We start from the raw sequence: 24,309 nt of genomic DNA on the forward strand, positions 1-24,309 counted from the left end.
GACGTCATGGACCTGAGAGTCGCCGCCTACGCCGTCATCGTCGACGAGGCCGAGCGCGTGCTGCTCTCGCGCTGGATCGAGGGGTCGAAGCCCGCCTGGACGATGCCGGGCGGCGGGATGGACCCCGGCGAGCATCCCGCTCAGACCTGCCGACGCGAGGTGCGCGAGGAGACGGGCTACGAGGTCGAGCTCGGGGACGTCATCGGGATCGACTCGGTCGTCATCCCCGCCCGCAAGCGGCTCGCGGGGACCGGCGACATGCAGGCGCTGCGGATCGTCTACCGGGCGACGATCACGGGCGGGTCCCTCGCCTACGAGCTCGACGGGTCGACCGACATGGCCGAGTGGATCCCGCTCAGCCGCGTGCGGTCGATCGAGCGGGTCTCGTTCGTCGACACCGCCCTGCGGATGGCCGGACTCCTGTGACGAAGGGAACGCACGTGAACGGTCGGATCCTGCTCGTGAACGGGCCGAATCTCAACCTCCTCGGCACGCGCGAGCCCGAGATCTACGGCTCGGACACGCTCGACGACGTCGTGGCGCTCGTCGAGCGGACGGCCGCGGATCTCGGGTTCGAGGTGCGGGCCATCCAGAGCAACCACGAGGGCGCGCTCGTCGACGCGATCCACGAGGCGCGGGGCGACTGCGACGCGGTGGTGATCAACCCCGGCGCGCTCACCCACACGTCGGTCGCGCTGCGCGACGCCCTCACCGGCGTGCACCTGCCCTTCGCGGAGGTGCACATCTCGAACGTGCACGCGCGCGAGCCGTTCCGCCACCACTCGTACCTGTCGGATGTCGCCAGCTGCGTGATCGTCGGAGCGGGCGTGCAGGGCTACGCGTTCGCGGTGCAGCGCCTCGCGGCTCTGCTCGCTCCCGCGCGCTGACCGCGGCCTACTCGAACGGGGCCGCGAGGCCGAGACCCTCGCAGAAGTCCTCCGTGGATGCATACTGCTCGTTGGGCAGCACGGCGAGCCGGCGATCCTGCATCATGCACACGGTCGGGTTCACGACCCGCACCATCTCGACGTCGCCGTCGGTCGGCACCGCGTTGTAGCCCGCCATGCAGAACTCGAGGGCCTGCGCGACCCGGTCCTCGAGAGCGAGCGTGCGGTCGCGATCCCGGTCGTCGTCAACGAACGACGTCGTGCCGTGCGGCGCAGACAGGTCTGCCGTCGTGTAGCAGTCGAAGCTCACGTTGAGGTCGTCGGGCTTCGCCATCTCGACGAGGATGGCGCCCGCGGTGGTGACGGCGACGACGAGCGCGGTCGTGGCCGCGGTGAACGTCAGCCGCGAGCGACGCCGTGCGCGGTTCCGGGCGATCTCGGCGAAGATCTTGCGGCGCATCGACGCGACCTGGTCGTCGGTCGGGGGGTGCAGTCTCATGATCCCTGCTCACGGAAGGCGCCGCGGAGGGAGCTGCGCAGCTCGGCCCTGGCACGCGACAGGCGGTTTCGCACCGTCCCGTCGGTGACGCCGAGCGCGTGCGCCGCCTGCCGGTAGGTCATCCCCCGGTCGAGGCAGAGGTGGACCAGCTTCTGGTCCCGCGGCGAGAGTCGGCCGATCGCCTCGGCGATCGTCAGGGAGAGCTCGGCCTGCAGGGCGCGGCTCTCGGGCGACGCCGTCGGATCGGCGACGTCGTGCTCTCCGGCATCGATGTGCGCGTGATCCTTCGCGCGCTTCCGCAGATGCGCGTACGACAGGTTGCGGCACGTGACCATGAGCCAGGGGAGGGCGGATCCGTCGGCGGTGCGGATCCTCGCGGCCTTCTTGAACGCGACCACGAAGACCTCCTGCGTCACGTCCTCGACGTCGCGCGGTGAGATGCCGAGGCTCAGCGCGAAGCGGAAGACCGTGCGCACGTGGCGCTCGTAGATCGTGGCGAACGCCGTGTGGTCTCCGCGTGCGACCGCGTCGAGCAGCGCCTCGTCGGCCTGCGACGGCACGGCTGCCACGTCGTGTTCCACTGCGTTCACACCCTGTAATGCTCCGGTGTCCCGAATCGTCTCACACTTCGTCCGCGGCGTGTCCCCCATTCGGAGGACACAACGCCTTGACACCGCCCGCGCGGCGTGCGAGATTCCGGGGACGGGGTTCGTCGATCGGGGCTCCGGATAGAGGAGTCGGCATGGGCGCCATGAGGAAGCGAATCGGAGCGGTGCTCGCCTGCATCGCGGCTGTCGGGGCGAGTGCGATCGCGGCGGCGCCCGCGACGGCATCGGCCGAGCAGGACTGCGGCGTCTTCGTTGACACCGGCGAAACCATCTGCGTGCCGCGCGGGGAGGACCTCCACGCCGCCGTCCTCGAGCAGACCGGCCAGGTCGTCGTCGACGCGGCCGCGCCATCCGCCCGCTCGTCGAGTGCCGACGGGATCGAGGCGGGCGTCGCGGCGACGTACCTGCTCGCGCGCCTGTACGACGGCACGTCGTACAGCGGCTCGTACTGGGACCTCTACGGATCGAGCTCGTGCGTGTCGGGGCAGTGGATGGGCAACGCCAACATCTCGTTCCAGGACCGCGCCTCGTCGATGCGCGGCTACTCGAACTGCAAGGTGAAGGTCTACGAGCACACGAACTACGGCGGGGCGTCGTACGGCTACTACTCGTACTCGAGCTCGATCAGCAGCACGATGAACAACAAGGCGTCCTCGGTCCGCGTCTCGGGATAGCGGTCAGCGGATGGCCTCGATCGGGTCCGTGATGTCGGCGACGGTCGCGCCGTAGGCGGCGATCAGGGCGTCCGCGTCGACGAACAGCGTGTAGCCGTGGGCTCCCGCGCCCATCGAGACGCGCTTGCCGACCATCCGCTCGTCCGCGTAGACGGGCCAGTCCCGCGTGGATCCGAGCGGGACGATCGTGCCGCGCTCGTACCCCGTCGCCTCGAGAGCGAGGGGCGGCTCGGGCAGGCGCAGCCTGTTCACGCCGACCACGGCGCGCAGCTTCGACCACGAGATCGAGCGATCGCCGGGCACGAGCGCGAAGTAGAACCGGTCGCCCTTGCCCTTCACGACGAGGGTCTTGACGATGTCGGAGGGCGCGATGCCGCGGAGCGCGGCGGCCTCCTCGAGAGACGCGGCACGCGGAGACGCCTGCACGTCGATGTCGAGTCCGCGCTGCGCGGCGGCCGCGCGGACGCGCTCGAGCCCGTCCTGCGTCGTCGTGCCGTCGGCCATCCGCTCTCCTCCTCAGCGTCGCGCTCCGCGAGGAGCACCCGCGAGCGCAGCGGAACGGCGCGGCGGGTCGCCCCGCCGCGCCGGATCCTCAGGTCAGGCGTCGGGCGCCGCGAGCGGGTCGTCGGCCACCCAGAGCTCGTCGTCGGCGCGCAGCGTCTGCCACGCGGCGTAGAGCACGCCCGCGGCCGCGGCGATGCCGAGGATGAGGGCGATGACCGGGCCCGCGCTCGACTTCTTCTTGGGAGCGACGACGGGGAGCCCGGCGCGCGAGCGGGCGAGCTTGTCGCGCGTCTCGGCGGCGACGTCCCAGGCCGAGAGGGCCTTGCCCACGACCGCGCCGGCGACCGGGACGACCGATCCGTCGATGAACTTCTTCGAGGCCTTGACGCCCTGGTCCACGAACGGGCGAGCCCGGTTCACGTAGGGCTCGAGGATCTCGTGGTACTTCTCCTCGACCGCGGGTGCGACCTGCTTGCGCCCGAACGTCTCGAGCTGGCGACCCGCCTGCCGTGCGACGTCGGCGGCGCCGGCGGCGACGACCTGCTGCGCCTCCCAGACGTGCGCCGCGGACTGCTGGAGCTTCTTGAGCTCCTTCTTCTGCTTCCTGCTGAGGCTGAGGCTCACGTGTGCCCTCCCGCGTCGATGGGGTCTGCTTTCGACCATCCTGCCAGATGGCATCCCCGATCAGCTCCGGCCTTGCGGACTCTGAGAGAATGTGCCCATGACTCAGCACACCGCCGTCGCGACCATCCACACGAACCACGGCGACATCGTGGTCAACCTCTTCGGGGACCACGCACCCCGCACCGTCCAGAACTTCATCGGGCTGGCGGACGGCTCGCAGGAGTGGACCGACCCGCGCACGGGCGCAGCCGGCGAGGGCCCCCTCTACAAGGACGTCATCTTCCACCGCATCATCCCGAACTTCATGATCCAGGGCGGCGACCCGCTCGGCCAGGGCGTCGGCGGCCCCGGCTACACGTTCGACGACGAGATCCACCCCGAGCTCGACTTCAACGCGCCCTACAAGCTCGCCATGGCCAACGCGGGCAAGCGCCCGAACGCCATCACGGGCAAGCTGAGCGGCACGAACGGGTCGCAGTTCTTCATCACGACCGACCCCACCCCGTGGCTGCAGGGCAAGCACACGATCTTCGGCGAGGTCGCCGACGACGCGTCGCGCGCCGTGGTCGACGCGATCGCCCAGGTTCCGACCGGCGCGGCCGACCGCCCGCGCGAGGACGTCGTCATCTCGTCGATCGACGTCGTCGCCGTCTGACACGGCGCTCGCGTGACCACCGCCGACCGACCCCGGAATCCCGACGACTACTGCTATCGGCACCCCGATCGCCAGAGCTTCGTCCTGTGCCAGCGCTGCCTGCGCACGATCTGCGCGGACTGCCAGACCCAGGGGCCGGTCGGCGTCGTGTGCCCGGAGTGCATGAAGGAGCAGCGCAAGAGCCGCACACCCGCCCAGCGCCGCGCTGAGCGACGCTGGCGCGGAGGCGGCGCGGTCGCGATCGCCGGCGGCCGTCCGCGCGTCATGGCGTGGATCGCGGGCATCACGGCCGTCGCCTACCTCCTCCAGATGGTCGACGGATACGGCTTCGGCGGCGCCATCGGCGTCCAGCAGTGGCTCGCGTTCTACGCTCCGACGCTGTACCCCGAGCTGACCGGCACCACGCAGCCCTGGCGGCTCGTGACGGTCGCGCTCGTGCACGGCGGCTTCTGGCACGTGGGCCTCAACCTGCTGTCGCTGTGGATGATCGGCCGCATCCTCGAGCCGATCATCGGCAGCGGGCGCTTCCTCGCGGTGTACGTCCTCTCGACGATCGGCGGCTCGGTCGCGGTGGCCCTGCTGGCCTTCTCGACGCCCGTCGTGGGCGCCTCGGGAGCCGTGTTCGGCCTCCTCGGCACGCTGCTCGTCATCGGGCGCCGGCTGGGCGGCGACATCCGCGGCATCCTCGTCGTGCTCGGCATCAACCTCGTCATCGGGTTCATCCCGGGGTTCAACGTCTCGTGGCAGGCGCACGTCGGCGGCCTCATCACGGGCCTCGTCGTCGGACTGGTCCTCGCTCGGACGAGCGGCCGCAACCGCCGCGGTCTGCAGATCGCGTTGCTGTCGCTCGTGGGCGTCGCGCTCCTCGTGCTCCTCGCCGTGCCGCCCGTGCTGGGATACCCGTCGCTCACCTGACACGCAGGGCAGACGCCAAGGGGCCGGATCCGTCTGGGATCCGGCCCCTTCGCGTGTCTGGGGCGGCGCCTGCCGCGTGGGGCCGCTTGCGGGCGCGGATGGCGGCCACTCGCGGCAAGGACCGGCTGCGTCGGCGGGACGCTTGCCGCGAACGGCCGGTTGCACGCGCGGATGGCGGCCACTCGAGGCACGTGCGCGGCTCGCGACCCCCACGAAGGCAGGCCGCGCACGGCCGAATCGGGCGAGTTCTCCACAGGCTGTCCACAGCTGTGGGAAGGTTCTCCACGGTTAACCCCCCGTTCTCCACCCCCTCTCCACGGGGTTCTCCACCTGGTTCCCCCACTTCTCCACGGGGTTATCCACAGATCTATCCCCACCTGGGGATGAATTACACCTCTGTTATTCACAGGTGTGAGGCGAGCTGGGGATGAATCACACCGTTGTCATTCGGATGGTCCGGGCCGGGAGATCGCTGGGGAGAGGGAGCCCGGCCTCGGCTCGGACGGCCCCCTGGCGTAAGCTCGCAAGCGGATCGTGAAAGGACCCGCGATGAGCGAATCGCCCGAGCACCCCTCGGCTCCGCCGGTGACCCGTCGCGCACGCGGCGGACAGCACGCGGCCAAGCGTTCGCGTCCCGGCGGCGCCTGGAACACGGTCCTCACCGTCTTCGGCGTCCTGCTCCTCGTGGGCGGGATCGGCCTCGGCGCCGGCACCCTCCTCGCCCCGCAGTCGGTCGAGCAGGCGTACGGCGCGATCAAGGTCGGCGTCGCCGAGAAGGTGCAGCAGGTGCAGGAGGAGGTCTTCGAGGAGCTCCCCACCGTGAAGCTGGGCGTCTCGGGCGGCCAGACCGAGCTCGACTGGTGCGACGGAACCTTCACCGAGATGCTCTCGTACGAGCGCGACGGTGTGCCGCCGGTGTGGGCCGCGCACAACAACTGCGGCGGCGACGTGCTCCTGCCGTGGGAGATGGGCCAGCGCATCCGAGTCGAGGGGGATGACCAGGTCTACGAGATCGTGGACATCCGGTACACCTCGAAGATCTGGTCGTCGACCGCCGACCTCGTGGGCCTCAAGGGCGCGTTCGCGCTGCAGTCGTGCTTCTACGGCGAGGACCGCATGAAGTTCATCGGCCTCGAGCCGGTCGACGCGTAGCCGCCTCACCGGACAGCGAGACGGGCCGGAACCATTCGGTTCCGGCCCGTCTCGTCTTGCGCTCAGGGCGCGGAGGAAGGGAGAGCGGCTATCGCCACTGCGTCGTCATGAGGAAGCCGATGAAGGCGATGCCGAAGCCGATGACGAGGTTCCATGCGCCGATGTCGGGGATGGGGAAGGCCATGCCCGAGAGGTAGAAGACGAGGATCCAGACGAGGCCGATGAGCATGAAGCCCACCATGACCGGCTTGAACCACACGGGGTTCGGCGCCTTGCCGCTCTCGCTGCGCTCGAGAGGTTCTTCGCCCTGGGATGCTCGTGCCATGCGCATGAGTCTACTAGGCGCGCGCGCGATTCCGTGGCCGCGGGGTGCCTCGGCGGCACCGCATGAGTCCGCCGGTCACCTCGATTCGGCGACGACGATCTTGCCCACCACCTGGCCGGACTCGACCAGGCGGTGCGCCTGTCGCAGGCTCTCGGCGTTGAGCGGAGCCAGGGTCTGTGTGAGCGTCGTGCGGATGCGGCCCTCGTCGATGAGCTGGGTGACCCTCTCGAGCAGATCGTGCTGGGCGAGGAGGTCCCAGCCGTGCCGGGGCCGGGTGAACATGAGCTCCCAGTGCCACGAGATCGACCTGTCCTTGAGGGCCAGGAGATCGACATCGCGGTCGTCGTCGATGGCGACGATCTGCCCGAAGGGGCGCACCACCTTCGTGAACAGGGCGGTCCGCCCCCTGCTCTGGGCGGTGAAGACGAAATCGACGCCGCCGGGCGCGGCCTCGAGGATCTGCCGGTCCAGATCCGCCGCGCGGTGGTCGACGACGACGTCGGCGCCGAGCTCCTCGACCCACGCGCGCGACTCGGGGCGGGACGCCGTTGCGATCACGCGGAGGCCGGTGAGCTCCTTGACGAGCTGGATGAGGATCGATCCGACGCCTCCGGGTGCGCCCAGCACGAGGATGGTGCCGGTCGAGCTCTCGGTCAGGCGCAGCTTGTCGAAGAGCGCCTCCCACGCGGTGATCGTCGTGAGCGGCAGCGCCGCGGCCTCGGCGACGCTCAGGCTCTTCGGCCGGTGGGCGACGATGCGCTCGTCGACGAGCTGCTGTGCGGCATACGAGCCGGGCCGATCGAGGCTGCCCGCGTAGTAGACCTCGTCGCCGGGCCGGAACAGCGTGACGAGCTCGCCGACCGCGAGGACGGTTCCCGCGGCGTCCCAGCCGAGGACTCGAGCATCGTCAGCGCCCGCACCGCCTGCGCGGACCTTCACGTCGACGGGATTCACCGAGACGGCTCTCACCGCGACGAGGATGTCGTGGCCGGTCGGTGCTCCGGGTGCCGGAAGCGTCGCATCCTCGAGGCTGCCGGGGAGATCGATCGCGCCTCCCGTGCGCGACACCACGGCCGAGATCGTCTGCGAGGGGATGGTCGGGTTCGTCGTCAAGATCGCTCCTTCTCGTCGTCACGGCATCACGGTGGCGCCGCGGGACAAGACGGTAACCGGAGAACAGTGGTTACCCGCAAGGGGTTCTACTTTCCTTGGGAAAGTACGGCGACGGCGTGCGCGTAGTTCGAGTCGGCCCACTGCCGCAGCGCGACGATCGGGCCGAGTGCGCTGTGCCCGACGTCGGTGAGCTCGTACTCCACGTGCAGCGGCACCTCGGGAAGAACGGTCCGATCGACGAGCCCGTACGTCTCGAGGCGGCGCAGCGTGGCCGTCAGGACCTTGGGTGAGATCCCCTCTAGGCGCCGCTGCAGCTCGCCGAAGCGCGCCGGGCCATCCGCCAGTGCGCCGATCGCGAGCGCCGCCCACTTGTTCGCCACGACATCCAGCAGATCCCGGCAGGGGCAGTCCGCGGAGTACACGTCTCCGCGCGTCTTCGGGCTCACCGTGAGCGGAACGTCCTCGTGGATGGCCATCGGCACGCCTCCCTGACCTGGTCTGCTTTCCGAAGGATAGTGGAGGACCGGTCGGGGAGGCGTGCCCGGCGCCGTCTAGCGCTCGGCCGGGTCGGCGTCGATGCCCTGCGTGGGCGTCGGGGTCGGAGTGGGCGTCGGCTCGCTGCCCGTGCAGACGCGGATGCGGATCGTCGACTGGATCGGCACCGATCCGATCTCCGACTGCGACACGACGCCCGGCTGCTCCGACTCCTGGCACGTGTCGTCCTCGACGACCTCCGCAGTGAGGCCGAGCTCCTCGAGCGCGCGCTTCGCGGCGTCGAGCGAGAACCCCTTGAGGTCGTTGACCTGGACGCGGCCGGTGGCGACCTCGAGGTCGATCGTGGCACCGGCGGGGAGCTCGTCGCCCTCCGCGACCTCGTCGTCCCCCGCGTGGACGCGGAGCACCGTCGAGGCCTTGTGCTCGGCGTCGTCCACCGGCAGGATCGCGCCCAGCGAGAGACCCGCCTTCGAGATCGCGTCGCGCGCCTGCGACTCGGTCAGCCCGACGAGTGCGGGGACGACCGCGACCTCGGGCCCCTCCGACACGAGCACCTCGACACGCTGATTCGGGCTCACCGAGAGATCGGCACCCGGGTCCGTCTCGACGACGACGCCCTCCGGCACCGAGTCGCTCGGCACGTCCTCGCGCACCGGCACGAGATCGCGCGCCTCGAGCTCCTCGACGGCCTTCTCGTAGGTCATCCCGGCGACATCGGGGATGATGCGGGCAGTCGACGGCGTGCCGTCCCACGGGCGGATGGTCGCGAGCCAGAAGACGAGGGCGACGATCAGCACCGCGATGAGCGCGACCGCCGACCAGATCCACACGACCGGGGGGCCGGACTGCGTCCGCGTCATCGTCGTGTCGCTCGAGAGCTGCTGGAGCGTGCGCGCGGTCTCCTGCGCCTGGCGCGGGCTCGGGCCGTAGAGCTCGTTGGTCAGCGTGTCGAGCTCGCGCTTGGTCGGTGCGCGGCCGTCGAGAGCGGCGTCGAGCGCCTCGCGGAACCGTGCGGCGTCCTGATAGCGCTGGAAGGGGTCTTTCGCGAGCGCGCGGAGCACGACGGGGTCGAGGCCCTTGGGCACGTCGGGGTTGAGGGCGGTCGGCGTGACGGGCGTCTCGCTCACGTGCTGATACGCGACGGCGACCGGCGAGTCGCCCCGGAAGGGCGGGCGCCCCGTCAGCAGCTCGTAGAGCACGACGCCGGTCGAGTAGAGGTCGGCGCGCGCGTCGACCGACTCGCCCTTGGCCTGCTCGGGCGAGAAGTACGCGGCGGTGCCGAGGATGGCCGTGGTCTGGGCGACCGTGGACGACGAGTCCGAGACGGCACGGGCGATGCCGAAGTCCATGACCTTGACCTGGCCGGACTCGGTGATCATGACGTTGCCCGGCTTGATGTCGCGGTGCACGACGCCGGCCCGATGCGAGTACTCGAGGGCCTCGAGGATGCCGTCTGCGTAGCGCACCGCGTCCTTCGGGGCGACCGGGCCGCGCGCGATGATGTCCTTGAGGAGCGTGCCGGTCACGAGCTCCATGACGATGTACGGCACCGGACGGACGCCGCCCGTGGCGTCGGTCTCGGTGTCCTCCCCGGCGTCGAACACGCGCACGATCGACGAGTGGGCCATGCGGGAGGCGGCCTGCGCCTCGAGCCGGAAGCGCGTCCGGAACGTGCTGTCGCCCGCGAGGTCCTTCTCGAGGATCTTGATGGCGACCGTGCGGCCGAGCTTCTCGTCGAAGCCGCGGAAGACGCTCGCCATGCCCCCTCGGCCGATGAGCTCATCGACGCGGTAGCGGTCGTTGAGGACGCGTGTCTCGGCCTTCACAGATGGACCCCCCGGAGTAGCAGGCGGGGTCAGCATAGCCTCACCCGCTGAACGTCGGCCCCGCCGACGAGACGATCAGCCCGTCGTCGAGCCGCCCTGGCCGGTGCCGCCCTGGCCCTGGCCCTGGCCGTTCGACGAGGTGTTGCTCGAGCCGCCGTCCGCGCCGCCCTCGGGGGTGGGCGTCGGGGTCGGGGTGCTCTCGGGCTCGTCGGCCTCGATCGTCACCGATCCCGAGGCGGGGGCCACCTGCGTGCTGTCGGGCATGCCGCTGCAGGTGACCGTGTAGTTCGCGGTGATCGTCTGACCGGCCTCGCCGGCGGTGATCACGGCGCTCGTCTCGTTCTGGAGGAACTGCCGCTGGGGACCGCCGACATCCGCGAAGTTCGCGCCGGTCAGCGTCACGTCGTAGGTCGCGTCCCCGAAGCCCTCGGGGCAGCTGTACTGATTCCAGCGCACCACGAGGGAGGCGCCCGCGGGCACCGAGCTCACGCTCGTGGACCCGTTGTACTCGAACGTCGCCTCCTCTGCGGGTGCGAAGGTGGGCGCGGTGTACACCGTGAGCTCGATCGTCGACCCCGCCGCGATGTTGCCGCGCGGCGAGACGGAGGCGACCGTCTCGATCTGGTCGGGGCTCGTCGCCTCCTCGCCCTCGGCGCGCGTGCCGGCGAGGCCGGCGTCGCTGAGGACCGAGAGCGCCTCCTCGTACGGCCGGCCGACGAGGCCGAGCGCATCGACGTCGACGAGCTGCGTCGCGGTCTCGCTGGGGGTCGGGGTCGTCGACGGCTGCGACGAGCTCGGCGGAGGGCTGCTCGTCTCGGTCGTCGGGTCGCCCTCGTCCTGGTTCATGAGGAACGCGGCGACCGTTCCGCCGAGCACGAGCAGCAGGAGGACGATGAGCGCGATGAGCGGCCACGTCCACGAGCTGCGCTTCTTCTTCTTCGGCTCCTCGGCCTCCGCGGGCGGCAGGCCCGGATCGAAGGGGATGGGCCGGGTCGAGTTCATGAGGCGGGTCGTGGCGTCGTCGCCCGCGCCGAGCAGCTGCGTGAGGTCGTCGTCGGCGAGCGCGGCGCCCGCCGCGACGGCCGGCACGGCCGCGGCCGCTGCCGCGACGTCGCCGCGACGCAGCGCGTTGGCCGCGCGTGCGACGGCGGCCGACGAGGCGGGGCGATCCTCGGGCTTCTTGGCGATCATCGCCATCACGAGGTTCTGCACCGGCTGCGGCACGTCGGATGGCAGCGGCGGGGGCTGCTCGTTGATCTGCGCCATCGCGATCGCGACCTGCGACTCGCCCGTGAAGGGGCGCTTCCCCGCGAGGCACTCGTACGCGACGATGCCGAGCGAGTACGTGTCGGTCGCGGGGCTCGCCGGGTGGCCGGAGGCCTGCTCGGGCGAGAGGTACTGCACGGTGCCCATGACCTGGCCGGTCGCCGTGAGGGGCACCTGGTCGGCGATCCGGGCGATGCCGAAGTCGGTGATCTTCACGCGGCCGTCGGGCGTGATGAGCAGGTTGCCGGGCTTGATGTCGCGGTGCACGAGACCGGCCGCGTGGGCGGCCTGCAGCGCAGCGGCGGTCTGCGCGGTGATGTCGAGCGTGCGCTCGGGCGGCAGCGCGCCCTCGCGCTCGAGGACGGTCGACAGCGCCTCACCGGGGACAAGCTCCATGACGAGGAAGGCCGAGCCGTTCTCCTCGCCGTAGTCGAAGACGCTCGCGATGCCCTCGTGGTTGACGAGCGCGGCGTGACGGGCCTCGGCGCGGAAGCGCTCGAGGAACCCGGGGTCGCCCATGTACTCGTCCTTGAGGATCTTGATCGCGACCGAGCGCCCGATGACGTGGTCGGTCGCCTCCCAGACCTCGCCCATCCCGCCGATGGCGATGCGCGAGTTCAGCTCGTAGCGGCCGCCGAAGGAAACACCTCGTGTAGGTCTCATCGTCCCAGCACCGCCTCCATGACTTCCTTCGCGACGGGAGCCGCGATCGTGTTCCCGCTCCCCGACTGGCCCTGACCGCCGCCGTCCTCGACGACGACGGCGACCGCGACCTGCGGATCATCCGCCGGCGCGAAGCCGGTGAACCAGAGGGTGTAGGGGCCGTCGTTCGGCGTCTCCGCAGTCCCGGTCTTCCCGGCCACCTCGACCCCGTCAATTCTTGCATTGGTGGCCGCGCCATCCTGCACGCTCGCCGTCATCGCGTCGGTGATCGCGTCGGCGAGATCGGCGTCGAGAGCCTGGCCGAACTGCGAGGGCTCGAAGGTCTGCTGCACGGAGAGATCCGACCCGATGACGTCGTCGACCATCCACGGGTTCATGACGAGTCCGTCATTGGCGATGCCGGCGGCCAGCATCGCGATCTGCAGGGGCGTCGCCTGCACCTGGCCCTGCCCGAAGCCCGTGAGCGCGGTCTGCGCGTCGTCGTCGAGCTCGGGGTACGACGATGCCGTCGAGGGCAGCGGCGTGGTGAAGCTCTGGTTGAAGCCGTACTTCTCGGCGGCCGCGCGGATCGCGTCGTCGCCGAGCTCGACGGCCAGCTCGGCCATCGGCACGTTGCACGAGAGGCGGATGGCGTCGTGGAGCGTCACCTCGTCGCCCGATCCGCACGTGCCGCCGGTCGCGTTGCGCACGACGTGCGACGAGCCGGGCAGCTCGTACGAGGCGGGGTTCGGCAGCTTCGAGTCCATCGTGTAGTCGCCTGACGCGATCGCGGCGGAGACGGTGATGAGCTTGAACGTGGACCCGGGCGGGTAGAGGTCGCCCGCGATCGCGCGGTTCTGCAGCGGCTCGAGGGCGTCGGCCTCGAGCGCGTCGTAGGTCGCGTTGACCGCGTCGGAGTCGTGCACCGCGAGCTGGTTCGTGTCGTAGCCGGGCGTCGAGAGCATCGCGAGGATGCGGCCGGTCGACGGCTCGATCGCGACGACCGCGCCCGTGTAGCCGCGACTCGTCATGGCGTCGTACGCGGCCTGCTGCGCGGCGGGGTCGAGGCTCAGCTCGATGCTCGAGCCGCGCGGATCCTGACCGGAGATGATCTGGTCGATGCGCTGGAAGAAGGCGGAGGCCGCCTGACCCGACAGCTCCTGGTTCATCGCCTGCTCGAGACCGGTCACCGACTGGAGCACGGGGTTCATGTATCCCGTCACGGTCGACCACAGCTCGGGGCTGGCGTACTGGCGCTGCCACGCGTAGATGTCGTTCGACGCCGTCGACGTCGCGATCTCCTGGCCGCCGGCGATGATCGAGCCGCGCTGCACCTCGAAGCTGTCGTACAGCGTGCGGCGGTTGAGCGGGTTCTCGTTGAGCGAGGCGGCCGAGACCACCTGGATCCAGCTCGTCGCGACGAAGAGCGAGAGGAACATGAACAGCACGACGATGCTGAGCCTGCGGAGCTCCTTGGTCATCCGATCACCGCCTCCTCCCGGTCGTTGAGCGAGCGGAGCGAGTCGAAACGCCCGGTCATCCGATCACCGCCCTCGGCTGCTGGCGCACCGCGTCGCTGATGCGCAGGATGAGCGCCACGATGAGCCAGTTCGACACCAGCGACGAACCGCCCGCGGCGAGGAACGGGGTGGTCAGGCCGGTCAGCGGGATGACCCGCGTGACGCCGCCGACCATGATGAACACCTGCAGGGCGAGCGTGAACGACAGCGCGGTCGCGAGCAGCTTGCCGAAGTCGTCCTGGCCGAGCACGCCGATGCGGAGCCCGCGTGCCGTGAACACGAGGTAGAGGCAGAGGATCGCGAACAGGCCGACGAGCCCGAGCTCCTCGCCGAGACTCGGGAAGATGTAGTCGCTCTGCGAGACGGGCGTCAGGTAGGGCCGGCCCTGTCCGAGGCCCGTGCCGAAGAGGCCGCCGTGCGCGAGGCCGAAGATGCCGTTCACGAGCTGGAAGCTGCCGCCGTCCGACGCGTCGTAGAGCGCGGGGTCGAGGGCGTTGAGCCACGTGTCGAAGCGGTTGTGGACGTACGTCAGCACGAACGATGCGCCGATCGCGCCCGCGACCGCGAGCACGACGCCCGTGAGCATCCATCCGGTCTTGCCGGTCGCGACGTACAGCGTCGTGACGAACATCCCGAAGATGAGCAGACCCGTGCCGAGGTCGCGCTGGAGCACGATGATCGCCATCGAGATGAGCCACACGACGATGAGCGGGCCGAACTCGCGGGCGCGGGGGAAGGTGAATCCGAGGATGCGCCTGCCGGTCGACGCGAGGCTCTCGCGCGTGCGGACGAGGTAGCCGGCGAAGAAGATCGCGAGGCAGATCTTCGCGAGCTCGCCGGGCTGGAAGTTGAAGCCGAACACGTTGATCCACACGACCGCGTTGCCGCCGCCGTTGAGGAACGGGATGAACGGCAGCACGAGCAGCACGATGCCCGTGAGGCCGAAGATGTACGTGTAGCGGAAGAGCACGCGGTAGTTCACGAGCGCCCACACGAGGGCGATCGCCAGCGCGATCGAGATCCCCGCGTAGGCGATCTGGCTCGGGGCGGCGATGTGCGCGTCCACCGTGGCGTTGTAGACGTCGATCCGGTGGATCATCGCGATGCCGAGGCCCGTGAGCAGGGTCGCGATGGGGACGAGGAACGGATCGGCCTGCGAGGCGCGGATGCGCAGCACGACGTGGAGCGCGAGCGTCAGGAAGCCGACGATGCCGAGCCCGACGAAGATCCCGGGCTGCAGCTCGCCGACCGCCCCGAACTGCACGAGGACGACGGCACCCGCCGAGAGCGCGAGCGCGAACAGGAGCAGGAGCAGCTCGCGGTTGCGCAGCGGCTGCGGCCGGCGCACGCGGCGGAGCGCCTTCTGGATCTGGGTGTCGGCGGCGGTCATCCCTCGCCCTCCGGCGTCTGCGTGGGGGTCGGCGTCGGCGTCGAGAGGTCCTCGGACGGGGCGTCCTCGTCGAGCGTCTCATCGGGTTCGCCGGGCTCGAGCTGGTACGAGCGCAGCCGCTCGACGATCGCCTCGGCGTCGGCGAGCGAGCGGGCCGTGATCGTCCGCTCGACCTGCGCGCGGTAGGCCTGCGGCAGGTCGGCGAGCACGACATCCGTGTCCTCGCGCACCTCGGACAGCGAGACCGGGCCGAGCGACTGCTGGATGCCCTGGTAGATCACGACCGTGTCGTCGTCGGCGCCGACGTAGTAGCGCGTCTGCGTCCAGCTGAAGAAGGCGGCCAGGCCGCCCGCGACGGCCGCGATGAGCAGCAGCAGGGCGCCGATCGCGCCCAGGCGGCGCCGCCTGCGGCGTCGCCGGTCCTCGGCGATGAGCTCCTGCAGGTACTCGGGCTCCGGCTCGAAGTGGGTGGGCTCGTTGGCCGCCGCGCGGTTCGGGTGGAACCAGCTCGTCGGCAGCACGCTGCGGCTCGGCGCGACGTCGACCACGACGCCGTCGGGGTTCGACGCCGACCCGACGATCGTCGGCGTGCCCGTGTAGAGCGGGTGCTGGCCGCCGACGTCGACGATGACGATCGTGACGTTGTCGGGCGCGCCGCCGTCGAGCGCGTACTTCAGGAGGATGTCGGCCGTGCGGCCGGGCGCGAAGCCCTGGCGGAGGGCCTTCGTGATGTGCGCCTCGTCGACGACGCCCGACAGCCCATCCGAGCAGAGCACCCAGCGGTCGCCCTCGTGCGTCGGCATGATGAACGTGTCGACCTCGGGGTGCGCGTCCATGTCGCCGAGCACGCGCATGAGCACCGAGCGCCGCGGGTGGAAGCGGGCCTCCTCGGGCGTGATCCGACCCGAGTCGACGAGCCGCTGCACGAACGTGTGGTCGGTCGTGATCTGCGTGAGCTCGTCGTCGCGGTAGAGGTAGATGCGGGAGTCGCCGACGTGCGCGATGACGGCGTAGTCGTCGACCATGACGATCGAGCTGACCGTCGTGCCGAGGCCCGCGAGCTCGGGGCGCTTCGCGGCGATCTGGATGAGATCGCCCGCGGTCGACGTGATCGTCATCTTGAGCGCGGCCTCGGCCTCGGCGGGGGAGCCGTAGACCTGGTCGAGGGGCTCGATTTTCTGGATCGCGACGGCCGACGCGACGTCGCCGCCCGCGTGGCCGCCCATCCCGTCGGCCACGACGAAGAGGTTGGACCCGGCGTAGCCGGAGTCCTGGTTGTTCGAGCGCACCTTCCCCGTGTGGGAGATGGCGGCGCTGGACCCTGTGAAGACCATCGGCCGGGGGCTACTTCCGCAGCTCGAACGTCGTCGCGCCGACCTTCACCGGGACGCCGAAGGGCACCGGGACCGGGGCGTCAGGCGAGACCTTCCTCCCGTCCAGGAACGTGCCGTTCGTCGACTGCAGGTCGTGCAGCATCCACTGCTCGCCCCACGGAACGAGCCGCGCATGGTGGCTCGAGGTGTAGTCGTCGCGGATGACGAGGCCCGACTCGCTCGAGCGGCCGATCGTCAGGGGGTCGCGTCCGAGCGGGAGCTCGAGGCCGGCCTTCGGGCCGGAGGTGATGACGATGCGCGTGCCCCCGTCGGCTGCGGGCGCGGGCTTCGCGGCCGCCGGTGCCCCGGACGGCGGCGTGCTCGGTGCGCTCGGCGGTGCGCTCGCGGTGGCGCTGCTCGGCAGCTTGCGCACCCGCACGCCGAAGATGTCGGCGCGCAGGGAGAACACCACGACGAAGACGAAGAGCCACATCACGAGCAGGAACGCGTACTGCAGCAGCAGCTGGGTGAGCTCGTTCATCGGTCGCCTCCGCGGAAGTCGTACAGCTCGGTGGCGGCCTCGTGACGCGGAACGCGCTGCGGGGGAGCGGCCGACGGGACGAGTCGGAAGACGATGTCGGTCCGGCCGATCGTGATGACCTGGCCGTTCGCGAGGGCGGCCTGCTTCACGGGGCGCCCGTCGAGCTTCGAGCCGTTGGTCGAGCCGAGGTCGCGGACCATGGCGCGCTCGCCATCCCACAGCACCTCGACGTGGCGGCGGCTCGTGCCGGGGTCGGGGATGGTGATGTCGGCATCGCTTCCGCGCCCGATGACGGTGCGCGCGCGCTCGAGCGGATGGCGCCGGCCGGCGATCTCGACGACCGCGCGCCAGTCGACGCGCCCCTCGGCCATGACGGAGTCGACGCCGAGCGTGCCCGTCGCGACGTCGGGGTCGGTGCGCAGGGCGATCGAGACGGGACCGGGGAAGCTGTACCCCTGCTTCGCGGCGTGCGCGCGGACGATCTCGTCGAGCTCGGTCCGCAGCGCGGAGCCGAGGGCATCCATCCGCTCAGCGTCCGCGGGGCTCACGCGGACGGTGAAGCTGTTCGGTGCGAGGACGCGGTCGCGGGTGACGATGGCGGCCTTCTTGTCGAGCTCGCTGCGCAGGGCGGACGCGATCTCGACGGGCTGCAGCCCGCTGCGGAAGGTCTTCGCGAACGCGCTGTTCACGGCGCGCTCGAGCCCCTTCTCGAAGCTGTCAAGTAGTCCCACTGGGCTCCTCATGCAGGCCGACTGGTCAGGGTCATCGTAGCCACGTCGTCTGGAAAGCCGGGTCCGGGCGACCTGGGAAGGCGCCTCCGGGAGGATGCGGATCATCCGCGGGATGTACGAGATGCGGGTGCGACGCGCCCGCGGTCGCGCTTTCGCGAGGGCCTCTCGTGCGTGATATCCTCGGGAAGTTGAGTTCGGAGCGATCCGGATTCTGCGCGCGAGTGGCGGAATTGGCAGACGCGCTGGCTTCAGGTGCCAGTGCCTTCACGGGCGTGTGGGTTCAAGTCCCACCTCGCGCACAGACAGGGCCCCGGTCTTCGGATCGGGGCCCTTCGCCGTACCCGGGTGGACATCACTGCCAGGCGCTGATCACGACCGGCGTGCTGGGCGTTCCGAACACGTGACATCGTCGGCCGTCGTGGGCGTCTTCCAGATCGAGCACGAAGGGCTCTCCGGCGCGGAGGGCGGCGCGCACCGCCTCCGTGACCGTCTCGACCTCCTCGTCGCGGATCGTGATCCGCTCTTCGCCGATGCTGACGCGTGCCATGGCGATCACCCCTTCGTCGATCTGGCCTCACGTTAGCGAGCAGGCGTGGTCGAGAACTCGAGCGTTACGCAACCGTTGAGTTCTGCATGTCTCACGTGCCGAGGTTCTGGACGGCGGAAAACCGCGGCAAGGGAGACATGGTGGAGGGGCCTTCGCGTGATGCCTTCGCGGGGTCCTTTGTCTCGGTTGCCGCGTTTCGCGTCGAAGCCGGGTCTGATCGCCGCATTTCGCGTCGACCGAGCGGATGGGCACTGCTCGACCGAGCGGATGGCGGCGCGCTCAGCGCGCCTCGAGCTGCGCGATGAACTCGTCGGCCATCGCGAGCTGCTCGGCGAGCTTGCGCCGCCGGGCGGCCGCATCCTCGCGGAATCGCTCGAGCGCCGCGTCGCTCTCCGGGGTCGAGTCCCCGCCCTGCCGTGCGTCGATGACTGCGAGCAGCTCGGCCATCTCCTCGAGCGTGTAGCCGAGGGGCTTCATCCGGCGGATGAGCATGAGCCGGCTCAGGTCGTCGGCGTCGTACTGCCGGAAGCCGCCCTCGCTGCGACCGGACGGCTTGACGAGGCCGACCTCGTCGTAGTGCCGGATCGTGCGGAGGGACAGGCCGGTCCGCTCGGCGAGCTCGCCGATGTGCATCATGCCCGACTCGGCCATCCGACTCCCCTCGCCGCGACTCTACCCTCACGTTAGGGTAGAGTTCCTGTGGTCCGGCCTCCCGGACCATCCGCCATTCTCTCCCGTCGACCTGTGTCGGCGATCCGCGCAAGGGCGCGCGCTCGAACCGTCCCGACCATCCCGAGCCCCCGCGCAAGGAGCCGCATGACCGCCGTCACGCCCGCAGCCGATCCCGCCTCCCGCTACCGGATCGAGCCGACCGTCCTCCAGGCGCTGCGGAGCCCCCGCCTCCTCACGCGCGAGGTGCTCGCCGGTCTCGTCGTCGCGATCGCGCTCATCCCCGAGGCGATCGCGTTCTCGATCATCGCGGGCGTCGACCCGCGTCTCGGCCTCTTCTCCTCGTTCGTCATGGCGGTGACCATCGCGTTCCTCGGCGGACGGCCGGCCATGATCAGCGCCGCGACGGGAGCCGTCGCGCTCGTCATCGCCCCGGTCGCGCGCGACTACGGGATGGACTACTTCATCGCGACGGTGATCCTCGCGGGCGTGTTCCAGGTCGTCTTCGCCCTGCTCGGCGTCGCGAAGCTCATGCGGTTCATCCCCCGCTCGGTCATGGTTGGCTTCGTCAACGCGCTCGCGATCCTCATCTTCGCGGCGCAGTTCCCGCAGCTGATCGGCGTCCCGTGGCTCGTGTACCCGCTCGTCGCAGCGGGGCTCCTCATCATGTACCTCATGCCCCGCCTCACGAAGGCGGTGCCCGCGCCGCTCATCGCGATCGTCCTGCTCACCGCGGCGGCGGTCGTCTTCGGGCTGAGCGTGCCCACCGTCGGCGACCAGGGCGAGCTGCCCGAGAGCCTGCCCGAGCTGTTCATCCCGAACGTGCCGCTCACGGGCGAGACCTTCGCGATCATCGCGCCCTTCTCGGCGGCGATGGCGGTGGTCGGCATCCTCGAGTCGCTCATGACGGCGAAGCTCGTCGACGACATCACCGACACCCACTCGCGCAAGACCCGCGAGACGCTCGGCCAGGGTGCCGCGAACGTGCTCTCGGGGCTCTTCGGCGGGATGGGCGGCTGCGCCATGATCGGCCAGACGATGATCAACGTGAAGGCGTCGGGCGCCCGCACGCGCATCTCGACGTTCCTCGCGGGCGTCTTCCTGCTCATCCTCGTCCTCGTGTTCGGCGACGTCGTCGCGATCATCCCGATGGCCGCCCTGGTCGCGGTCATGATCGTCGTGTCGATCTCGACGTTCGACTGGCACAGCGTGCGCCCGTCGACGCTCAGGCGGATGCCGAAGAGCGAGACCGCGGTCATGGTCCTCACCGTCGTCGCGACCGTGTGGACGCACAACCTCGCGGTGGGCGTCGGCGTCGGGGTGATCGCGGCGATGATCCTCTTCGCGCGGCGCGTCGCGCACTTCACGAGCGTCACGCGCGAGGTCGGGGCGGATGGCGATGGCCCGGTCGCGCGGTACGCGGTCGACGGCGAGCTGTTCTTCGCGTCGTCGAACGACCTCACCACCCAGTTCGCGTACACGCAGGACCCCGAGCGGGTCGTCATCGACATGTCGCGCTCGCACATCTGGGACGCCTCGACGGTCGCGGCGCTCGACGCCATCGTCACGAAGTACGCGCAGCACGGGAAGAGCGTCGTCATCGAGGGGATGAACGACGCGACGACCGACTTCCACGGTCGCCTCTCGGGAGGACTCGGCGCCGGGCACTGAGCGGGCGCGCCGGTCCCTGATTGCACAGAGTCCGCGCGGGGTCAACCCGCGCGCGGAAAGCGGCCCCGCCGTGTTCCATCGATGGTGGAGCAGAAAGGCAGGGACATGACGCGAACGCACACCGCCCCGAACCGCGACGACGACGCGCGCACCTCGGCCCCCGAGCATCCGCGCGAGCCCGACTCGCCCACGGACATCCGCCGTCCGTCCTGGGCGTTCGTGCTGCGGAAGTCGATCCGCGAGTTCTCGACGGATCAGTGCCCCGACATCGCCGCGAGCCTCACCTACTACAGCGTGCTCGCGCTGTTCCCGGGCCTCATGGCCGTGTTCTCGCTGCTCGGCCTCGTCGGGCAGGGCGACGAGGCGGCCGGCGCCGTCCTCTCGATCATCGGGTCGTTCGCCCCGCAGGACACGGTCGACACCGTCCGTGGGCCGATCGAGGAGATCGCGAACTCCCCGGCGGCGGGCTTCGCGTTCGTCACGGGTCTCGTACTCGCCGTCTGGTCGGCATCCGGCTACGTCGGCGGGTTCAGCCGCGCGATGAACCGCATCTACGACGTCGAGGAGGGGCGCCCGTTCTGGAAGCTCAAGCCGCTCCAGCTGCTCGTCACGATCATCGCCGTCGCCTCGCTCGCGGTCGCTGCGGTGCTGCTCGTCGTGTCGGGACCGGTGGCGAAGGCGGTCGGCGACGTGATCGGCCTCGGCGACGCGGCCCTCCTGGCCTGGAGCATCGGCAAGTGGCCCGTGCTCGCCTTCATCGTCGTGTTCCTCATCGCGCTGCTCTACTACACGGGGCCCAACGTCCAGCAGCCGCGGTTCCGCTGGATCAGCATGGGCGCCGTCCTCGCGATCGTCATCCTCGTGATCGCGTCGCTCGGGTTCGCGTTCTACGTCGCGAACTTCTCGAACTACGAGCGGACGTACGGATCGCTCGCGGGCGTGATCGTCTTCCTCCTGTGGCTGTGGATCGCCAACATGGCGCTGCTCGTCGGCGCCGAGTTCGACGCCGAGCTCGAGCGCGGTCGCCAGCTGCAGGCCGGCCTCCCGGCGGAGGAGCGCATCCAGCTTCCGCTGCGCGACGGCACGCGCATCGACAAGGAGGCCGAGCGCCACCGCAAGGACCTCGCGAAGGCGCGCGACATCCGGCTCGAGCACAGCGACGACGAGACGCGCTGAGGCGGATGGCGGCGGCGGATGGCTGCCGGGGCGGATGACTACGGCGCGCGGCCGTCGGCGGGCTCGCCTCCCTGCTCGAGGGTCGCGCGCGGCGCGCGCTCGCCGCGCTGCAGGATGTCGCGCAGCACGGCGAGCACCTCGTCCGGCAGCTCGCGCTCGCCGACGGTGATGTCGATGCGCTGCGAGATCTCGATCCGCCACGTGTAGGCGTCGGGGATGGCGCGCTCGGGCTCGTCGCTTGCGGCGACGGTCTCGACGAGCGACTCGAGGCGCTCCCGCTCCGGCTCGGGGAGCTCCGACTCGGGGACCTCGGCCACGTGCACCCGCCCGAGGATCCCGCCCGACCGCTCGACGCGCACGGTCTCGTCCTCGGCGGGGGCTGGCGCCTCGGCGGAAGCCGCGCTCGCCGTCACGCCGACCTGCTGCCAGGCGTCCGCGACCGCGCGGTGCTCGGCCGAGCCGCTGCCGAATCGCTCCTCCGCCGCGGCGATCGTCGCCGCCGCGAACGTCGCGAAGTCGGCGTCGGCCGCGACCAGGCGCCGCTCGAGCACATCCATCCAGACCCGGCCCGCGCCATCCCACGCGTGACCGCCGATCGCGGTTGCCGCGAGGTGGAAGGCGCGGTTCGGGATGCCCGAGTTGATGTGCACGCCGCCGTTGTCGCTCGTCGTCTCGACGTAGTCGTCCATGTGCCCGGGCTGAGGGTCGCGACCGAGGACGTCGTCGTCGTACGCGGTGCCCGGTGCCTTCATCGAGCGCAGCGCGACGCCCTGCACCTGGTCCGTGAAGACGCCCGCTCCGATGAGCCAGTCGGCCTGCTCGGCGATCTGGCCGAGCTGGTGCTGCTTCACGAGGCTGCCGATGACATCGGCCATCGACTCGTTGAGCGCCCCGGGCTGCCCCTGGTAGACGAGGTCGACCGTCGACTGGATGAGCCCGTGCCCGAGCTCGTGCCCCACGATGTCGATCGCCGAGGTGAACGAGCGGAAGACCTCGCCGTCCCCGTCGCCGAAGACCATCCGCTCGCCGTCCCAGAAGGCGTTGTCGTAGCGGTCGCCGTAGTGCACGGTGGCCAGAAGCGGGCGGCCCGCGCCGTCGAGCGAGTCGCGCCCGAAGGCATCGAAGAGCATCGTCCAGGTCGCGCCGAGCGCGTCGTAGGCCTCGTCGACGGCGGTGTCGCCCGTGGCGGGATCGCCCTCCCGGCGGACGGTGCTGCCGGGCAGCGCGGTCGTGTTCTGCGCGTCGGAGATCGTCCGCTGCGGCCCGGGCGCGGCCATCGCCGCGCGCGGCCACGTCCTGGGCGCCGCCAGAGACCGCTTCGTGCGCAGCGCGCCGTCGACGGTGAGCGTGCGCGCCGCGCACGTCGACACCGCCTCGTCTCCGTGGCGGGTGAGGCGCTCGAGCAGATAAGGAGGAACGATCCCGTGCATGGCGCCGACGCTACGGGCACCCTCCGACATCCGCGAAGGGGTTGCGGGATGTGCCGCTAGCGTGGGAGGCGCAGGAGGACCGGATGGCGGATCAGCGGCGAGTGCCGAGCATCTACGACGTCGCGCAGCGCGCGGGCGTCTCGCACCAGACCGTCTCGCGCGTGCTGAACGACTTCGAGGGCATCCGCCCGGCCACGCGCGAGAAGGTGCTCGACGCCATCCGCGAGCTCGGCTACCGGCGCAGCGTCGCCGCACGCACCCTCGCGACGAGCCGCACGGGATCGATCGGCGTGCTCACGCCGGCGACGGCCGGGTTCGGGCCGGTCAGCACCCTGCTCGCGGTCGAGCACGCGGTGCGCGACGCCGGGTACCGGCCGCTCGTGACGAGCGTCGTGCCCGAGCCCGACGCCGTGCGGGCGGGCGTCGAGTTCCTCCTCGATCACTCGGTCGAGGCGCTCGTGGCGATCACGCCCTATCGGGTGATGCTGGCCGAGCTCGAGGGCGTCGACCTGCCCGTCCTCACCCTGCAGGCGGGCGGCGAGGGCCCCGATGCCGTGGCCGTCGACCAGCTCGCCGGCGTCGGCGCGCTCGTCGACCACCTCCGCGGCCTGGGGCACACGGCCATCCAGCATGTCGCCGGTCCGGCGGGATACATCGAGGCCGATCTGCGTCGCGCCGCCTTCGAGCGCACGGCGCGCGAGCGCGGACTCGCGCCGCTCCCGACCCTCGAGGGCGACTGGACGGCCGATGCGGGCTACGCGCTCGCCGCGTCGATCGCGCCGGAGACGACCGCGATCGTCGCGGGCAACGACCAGATGGCGCTCGGGATCATCCACGGCCTGTCCGACCGCGGGCTGCGTGTGCCCGACGACGTGAGCGTGACGGGGTTCGACGACATCCCCGAGGCCGCGCACTGCCTGCCGCCGCTCACCACGGCGCACCAGGACTTCGCCGAGATCGGGAGGCTCGCCGTCGCGCGCCTCGTCGCGCGTCTCGACGGGCGTCTTGACGGGGGAGAGGCGACCACCCCTGCCGCGGTCGCGCCGCGCCTCATCGTGCGCGGGTCGACCGCCTCTCCGCGCCGGGGCTGACGGCCCGCGGAGCCGGCACCGGCCATCCGGCGATTGCGGATGGCC

The 24,309-nt window shown here is 70.7% G+C and carries 26 protein-coding genes and 1 tRNA gene; 10 read left to right on the top strand and 17 right to left on the bottom strand.

All coding sequences use genetic code 11. The features are described from left to right. The first annotated feature begins 6 nt into the window (after nt 1-6). Together ACWXWW_RS09740 and aroQ are read left to right on the top strand one after the other, a co-directional pair. Nucleotides 7-426 carry an NUDIX hydrolase gene (locus tag ACWXWW_RS09740; RefSeq protein ID WP_271172498.1) on the top strand — a complete coding sequence of 140 codons (420 nt, stop codon included), beginning with the start codon at nt 7-9 and terminating at the stop codon, nt 424-426. Nucleotides 427-440: 14 nt separating this feature from the next. After that, nucleotides 441-887 carry a type II 3-dehydroquinate dehydratase gene (gene aroQ / locus ACWXWW_RS09745; RefSeq protein ID WP_271172497.1) on the top strand — a complete coding sequence of 149 codons (447 nt, stop codon included), beginning with the start codon at nt 441-443 and terminating at the stop codon, nt 885-887. 7 nt (nt 888-894) lie between these two features. On the opposite strand, the gene ACWXWW_RS09750 is transcribed toward aroQ, so the two are convergent. Continuing rightward, nucleotides 895-1,386 carry a hypothetical protein gene (locus ACWXWW_RS09750; RefSeq protein ID WP_421074858.1) on the bottom strand — a complete coding sequence of 164 codons (492 nt, stop codon included), beginning with the start codon at nt 1,384-1,386 and terminating at the stop codon, nt 895-897. Next, nucleotides 1,383-1,976 carry an RNA polymerase sigma factor gene (locus ACWXWW_RS09755; RefSeq protein ID WP_455969767.1) on the bottom strand — a complete coding sequence of 198 codons (594 nt, stop codon included), beginning with the start codon at nt 1,974-1,976 and terminating at the stop codon, nt 1,383-1,385. Before ACWXWW_RS09755 ends, ACWXWW_RS09750 begins: the two co-directional genes overlap by 4 nt. Before the next feature lie 161 nt (nt 1,977-2,137). On the opposite strand from ACWXWW_RS09755, the gene ACWXWW_RS09760 reads away from it, so the two are divergent. Then, nucleotides 2,138-2,668: a hypothetical protein gene (locus ACWXWW_RS09760; protein ID WP_282978327.1), complete on the top strand. Its 531-nt coding sequence runs from the start codon at nt 2,138-2,140 to the stop codon at nt 2,666-2,668. A 3-nt stretch (nt 2,669-2,671) separates the two neighbouring features. On the opposite strand, the gene ACWXWW_RS09765 is transcribed toward ACWXWW_RS09760, so the two are convergent. Next, nucleotides 2,672-3,172: an aminoacyl-tRNA deacylase gene (locus ACWXWW_RS09765; RefSeq protein WP_324013349.1), complete on the bottom strand. Its 501-nt coding sequence runs from the start codon at nt 3,170-3,172 to the stop codon at nt 2,672-2,674. A 93-nt stretch (nt 3,173-3,265) separates the two neighbouring features. Then, the gene (locus ACWXWW_RS09770) at nt 3,266-3,796 is read right to left on the bottom strand and encodes a DNA helicase (protein WP_336619499.1); all 531 of its coding nucleotides are present in this window, start codon (nt 3,794-3,796) and stop codon (nt 3,266-3,268) included. A 97-nt stretch (nt 3,797-3,893) separates the two neighbouring features. On the opposite strand from ACWXWW_RS09770, the gene ACWXWW_RS09775 reads away from it, so the two are divergent. The 3 genes from ACWXWW_RS09775 to ACWXWW_RS09785 all read left to right on the top strand — a co-directional run bounded on the left by ACWXWW_RS09775 (nt 3,894) and on the right by ACWXWW_RS09785 (nt 6,518). After that, nucleotides 3,894-4,451 carry a peptidylprolyl isomerase gene (locus ACWXWW_RS09775; RefSeq protein WP_324013353.1) on the top strand — a complete coding sequence of 186 codons (558 nt, stop codon included), beginning with the start codon at nt 3,894-3,896 and terminating at the stop codon, nt 4,449-4,451. 12 nt (nt 4,452-4,463) lie between these two features. Next, complete coding sequence (locus tag ACWXWW_RS09780; RefSeq protein ID WP_271172490.1) at nt 4,464-5,366, top strand: rhomboid family intramembrane serine protease; 903 nt, start codon at nt 4,464-4,466, stop codon at nt 5,364-5,366. A gap of 549 nt (nt 5,367-5,915) precedes the next feature. After that, nucleotides 5,916-6,518: a hypothetical protein gene (locus tag ACWXWW_RS09785; RefSeq protein ID WP_455969769.1), complete on the top strand. Its 603-nt coding sequence runs from the start codon at nt 5,916-5,918 to the stop codon at nt 6,516-6,518. 88 nt (nt 6,519-6,606) lie between these two features. Here ACWXWW_RS09785 and ACWXWW_RS09790 read toward each other — a convergent pair whose 3' ends face one another. The 10 genes from ACWXWW_RS09790 to ACWXWW_RS09835 form a co-directional block, all read right to left on the bottom strand. After that, entirely contained in the window at nt 6,607-6,843 is a 237-nt protein-coding gene (locus ACWXWW_RS09790; protein WP_271172488.1) for a cell division protein CrgA, read from the bottom strand. Nucleotides 6,844-6,918: 75 nt separating this feature from the next. After that, complete coding sequence (locus ACWXWW_RS09795) at nt 6,919-7,956, bottom strand: zinc-binding alcohol dehydrogenase family protein (protein ID WP_271172487.1); 1,038 nt, start codon at nt 7,954-7,956, stop codon at nt 6,919-6,921. A gap of 86 nt (nt 7,957-8,042) precedes the next feature. Continuing rightward, nucleotides 8,043-8,432, bottom strand: a complete 390-nt coding sequence (locus tag ACWXWW_RS09800; RefSeq protein ID WP_282978314.1) for a winged helix-turn-helix transcriptional regulator — start codon at nt 8,430-8,432, stop codon at nt 8,043-8,045. Nucleotides 8,433-8,507: 75 nt separating this feature from the next. Then, entirely contained in the window at nt 8,508-10,313 is a 1,806-nt protein-coding gene (gene pknB, locus ACWXWW_RS09805; protein WP_455969770.1) for a Stk1 family PASTA domain-containing Ser/Thr kinase, read from the bottom strand. A gap of 39 nt (nt 10,314-10,352) precedes the next feature. Continuing rightward, nucleotides 10,353-12,206: a serine/threonine protein kinase gene (locus tag ACWXWW_RS09810; protein ID WP_455969771.1), complete on the bottom strand. Its 1,854-nt coding sequence runs from the start codon at nt 12,204-12,206 to the stop codon at nt 10,353-10,355. Next, nucleotides 12,203-13,666 (bottom strand): peptidoglycan D,D-transpeptidase FtsI family protein, encoded by a 1,464-nt coding sequence (locus ACWXWW_RS09815; RefSeq protein ID WP_271172483.1) that lies wholly within the window; start codon nt 13,664-13,666, stop codon nt 12,203-12,205. Before ACWXWW_RS09815 ends, ACWXWW_RS09810 begins: the two co-directional genes overlap by 4 nt. A gap of 55 nt (nt 13,667-13,721) precedes the next feature. Then, nucleotides 13,722-15,095 (bottom strand): FtsW/RodA/SpoVE family cell cycle protein, encoded by a 1,374-nt coding sequence (locus ACWXWW_RS09820; RefSeq protein ID WP_271172482.1) that lies wholly within the window; start codon nt 15,093-15,095, stop codon nt 13,722-13,724. Beyond that, nucleotides 15,092-16,429 (bottom strand): PP2C family protein-serine/threonine phosphatase, encoded by a 1,338-nt coding sequence (locus ACWXWW_RS09825; protein WP_455969772.1) that lies wholly within the window; start codon nt 16,427-16,429, stop codon nt 15,092-15,094. The genes ACWXWW_RS09820 and ACWXWW_RS09825 overlap by 4 nt, the downstream gene beginning before the upstream one ends. 10 nt (nt 16,430-16,439) lie before the next feature. Further along, entirely contained in the window at nt 16,440-16,949 is a 510-nt protein-coding gene (locus ACWXWW_RS09830) for an FHA domain-containing protein FhaB/FipA (protein WP_455969773.1), read from the bottom strand. Beyond that, nucleotides 16,946-17,680, bottom strand: coding sequence for an FhaA domain-containing protein (locus tag ACWXWW_RS09835; protein WP_271172479.1), 735 nt, complete (start codon nt 17,678-17,680; stop codon nt 16,946-16,948). The genes ACWXWW_RS09830 and ACWXWW_RS09835 overlap by 4 nt, the downstream gene beginning before the upstream one ends. Before the next feature lie 215 nt (nt 17,681-17,895). Between ACWXWW_RS09835 and ACWXWW_RS09840 the strand changes: the two genes are divergently transcribed. Continuing rightward, a tRNA-Leu gene (locus ACWXWW_RS09840) sits at nt 17,896-17,979 on the top strand. Nucleotides 17,980-18,032: 53 nt separating this feature from the next. Here the strand turns inward: ACWXWW_RS09840 and ACWXWW_RS09845 are convergent. Both ACWXWW_RS09845 and ACWXWW_RS09850 read right to left on the bottom strand, forming a co-directional pair. Further along, nucleotides 18,033-18,227, bottom strand: coding sequence for a hypothetical protein (locus tag ACWXWW_RS09845; RefSeq protein WP_324013380.1), 195 nt, complete (start codon nt 18,225-18,227; stop codon nt 18,033-18,035). A 279-nt stretch (nt 18,228-18,506) separates the two neighbouring features. Then, nucleotides 18,507-18,878, bottom strand: coding sequence for a MerR family transcriptional regulator (locus ACWXWW_RS09850; protein ID WP_271172478.1), 372 nt, complete (start codon nt 18,876-18,878; stop codon nt 18,507-18,509). 165 nt (nt 18,879-19,043) lie between these two features. Between ACWXWW_RS09850 and ACWXWW_RS09855 the strand changes: the two genes are divergently transcribed. Together ACWXWW_RS09855 and ACWXWW_RS09860 are read left to right on the top strand one after the other, a co-directional pair. Beyond that, entirely contained in the window at nt 19,044-20,567 is a 1,524-nt protein-coding gene (locus ACWXWW_RS09855; RefSeq protein ID WP_455969774.1) for a SulP family inorganic anion transporter, read from the top strand. A gap of 105 nt (nt 20,568-20,672) precedes the next feature. After that, complete coding sequence (locus ACWXWW_RS09860; RefSeq protein ID WP_455969775.1) at nt 20,673-21,743, top strand: YihY/virulence factor BrkB family protein; 1,071 nt, start codon at nt 20,673-20,675, stop codon at nt 21,741-21,743. Between the two features lie 38 nt (nt 21,744-21,781). Here the strand turns inward: ACWXWW_RS09860 and ACWXWW_RS09865 are convergent, their stop codons facing one another. Next, nucleotides 21,782-23,173, bottom strand: coding sequence for a protealysin inhibitor emfourin (locus ACWXWW_RS09865; RefSeq protein WP_455969776.1), 1,392 nt, complete (start codon nt 23,171-23,173; stop codon nt 21,782-21,784). 83 nt (nt 23,174-23,256) lie between these two features. Here ACWXWW_RS09865 and ACWXWW_RS09870 point away from each other — a divergent pair, with 83 nt between their 5' ends. Next, nucleotides 23,257-24,264, top strand: a complete 1,008-nt coding sequence (locus ACWXWW_RS09870) for a LacI family DNA-binding transcriptional regulator (RefSeq protein WP_455969777.1) — start codon at nt 23,257-23,259, stop codon at nt 24,262-24,264. The last annotated feature ends 45 nt before the right edge of the window (nt 24,265-24,309 follow it).

It is taken from the genome of Microbacterium sp. KNMS, from assembly GCF_053851835.1.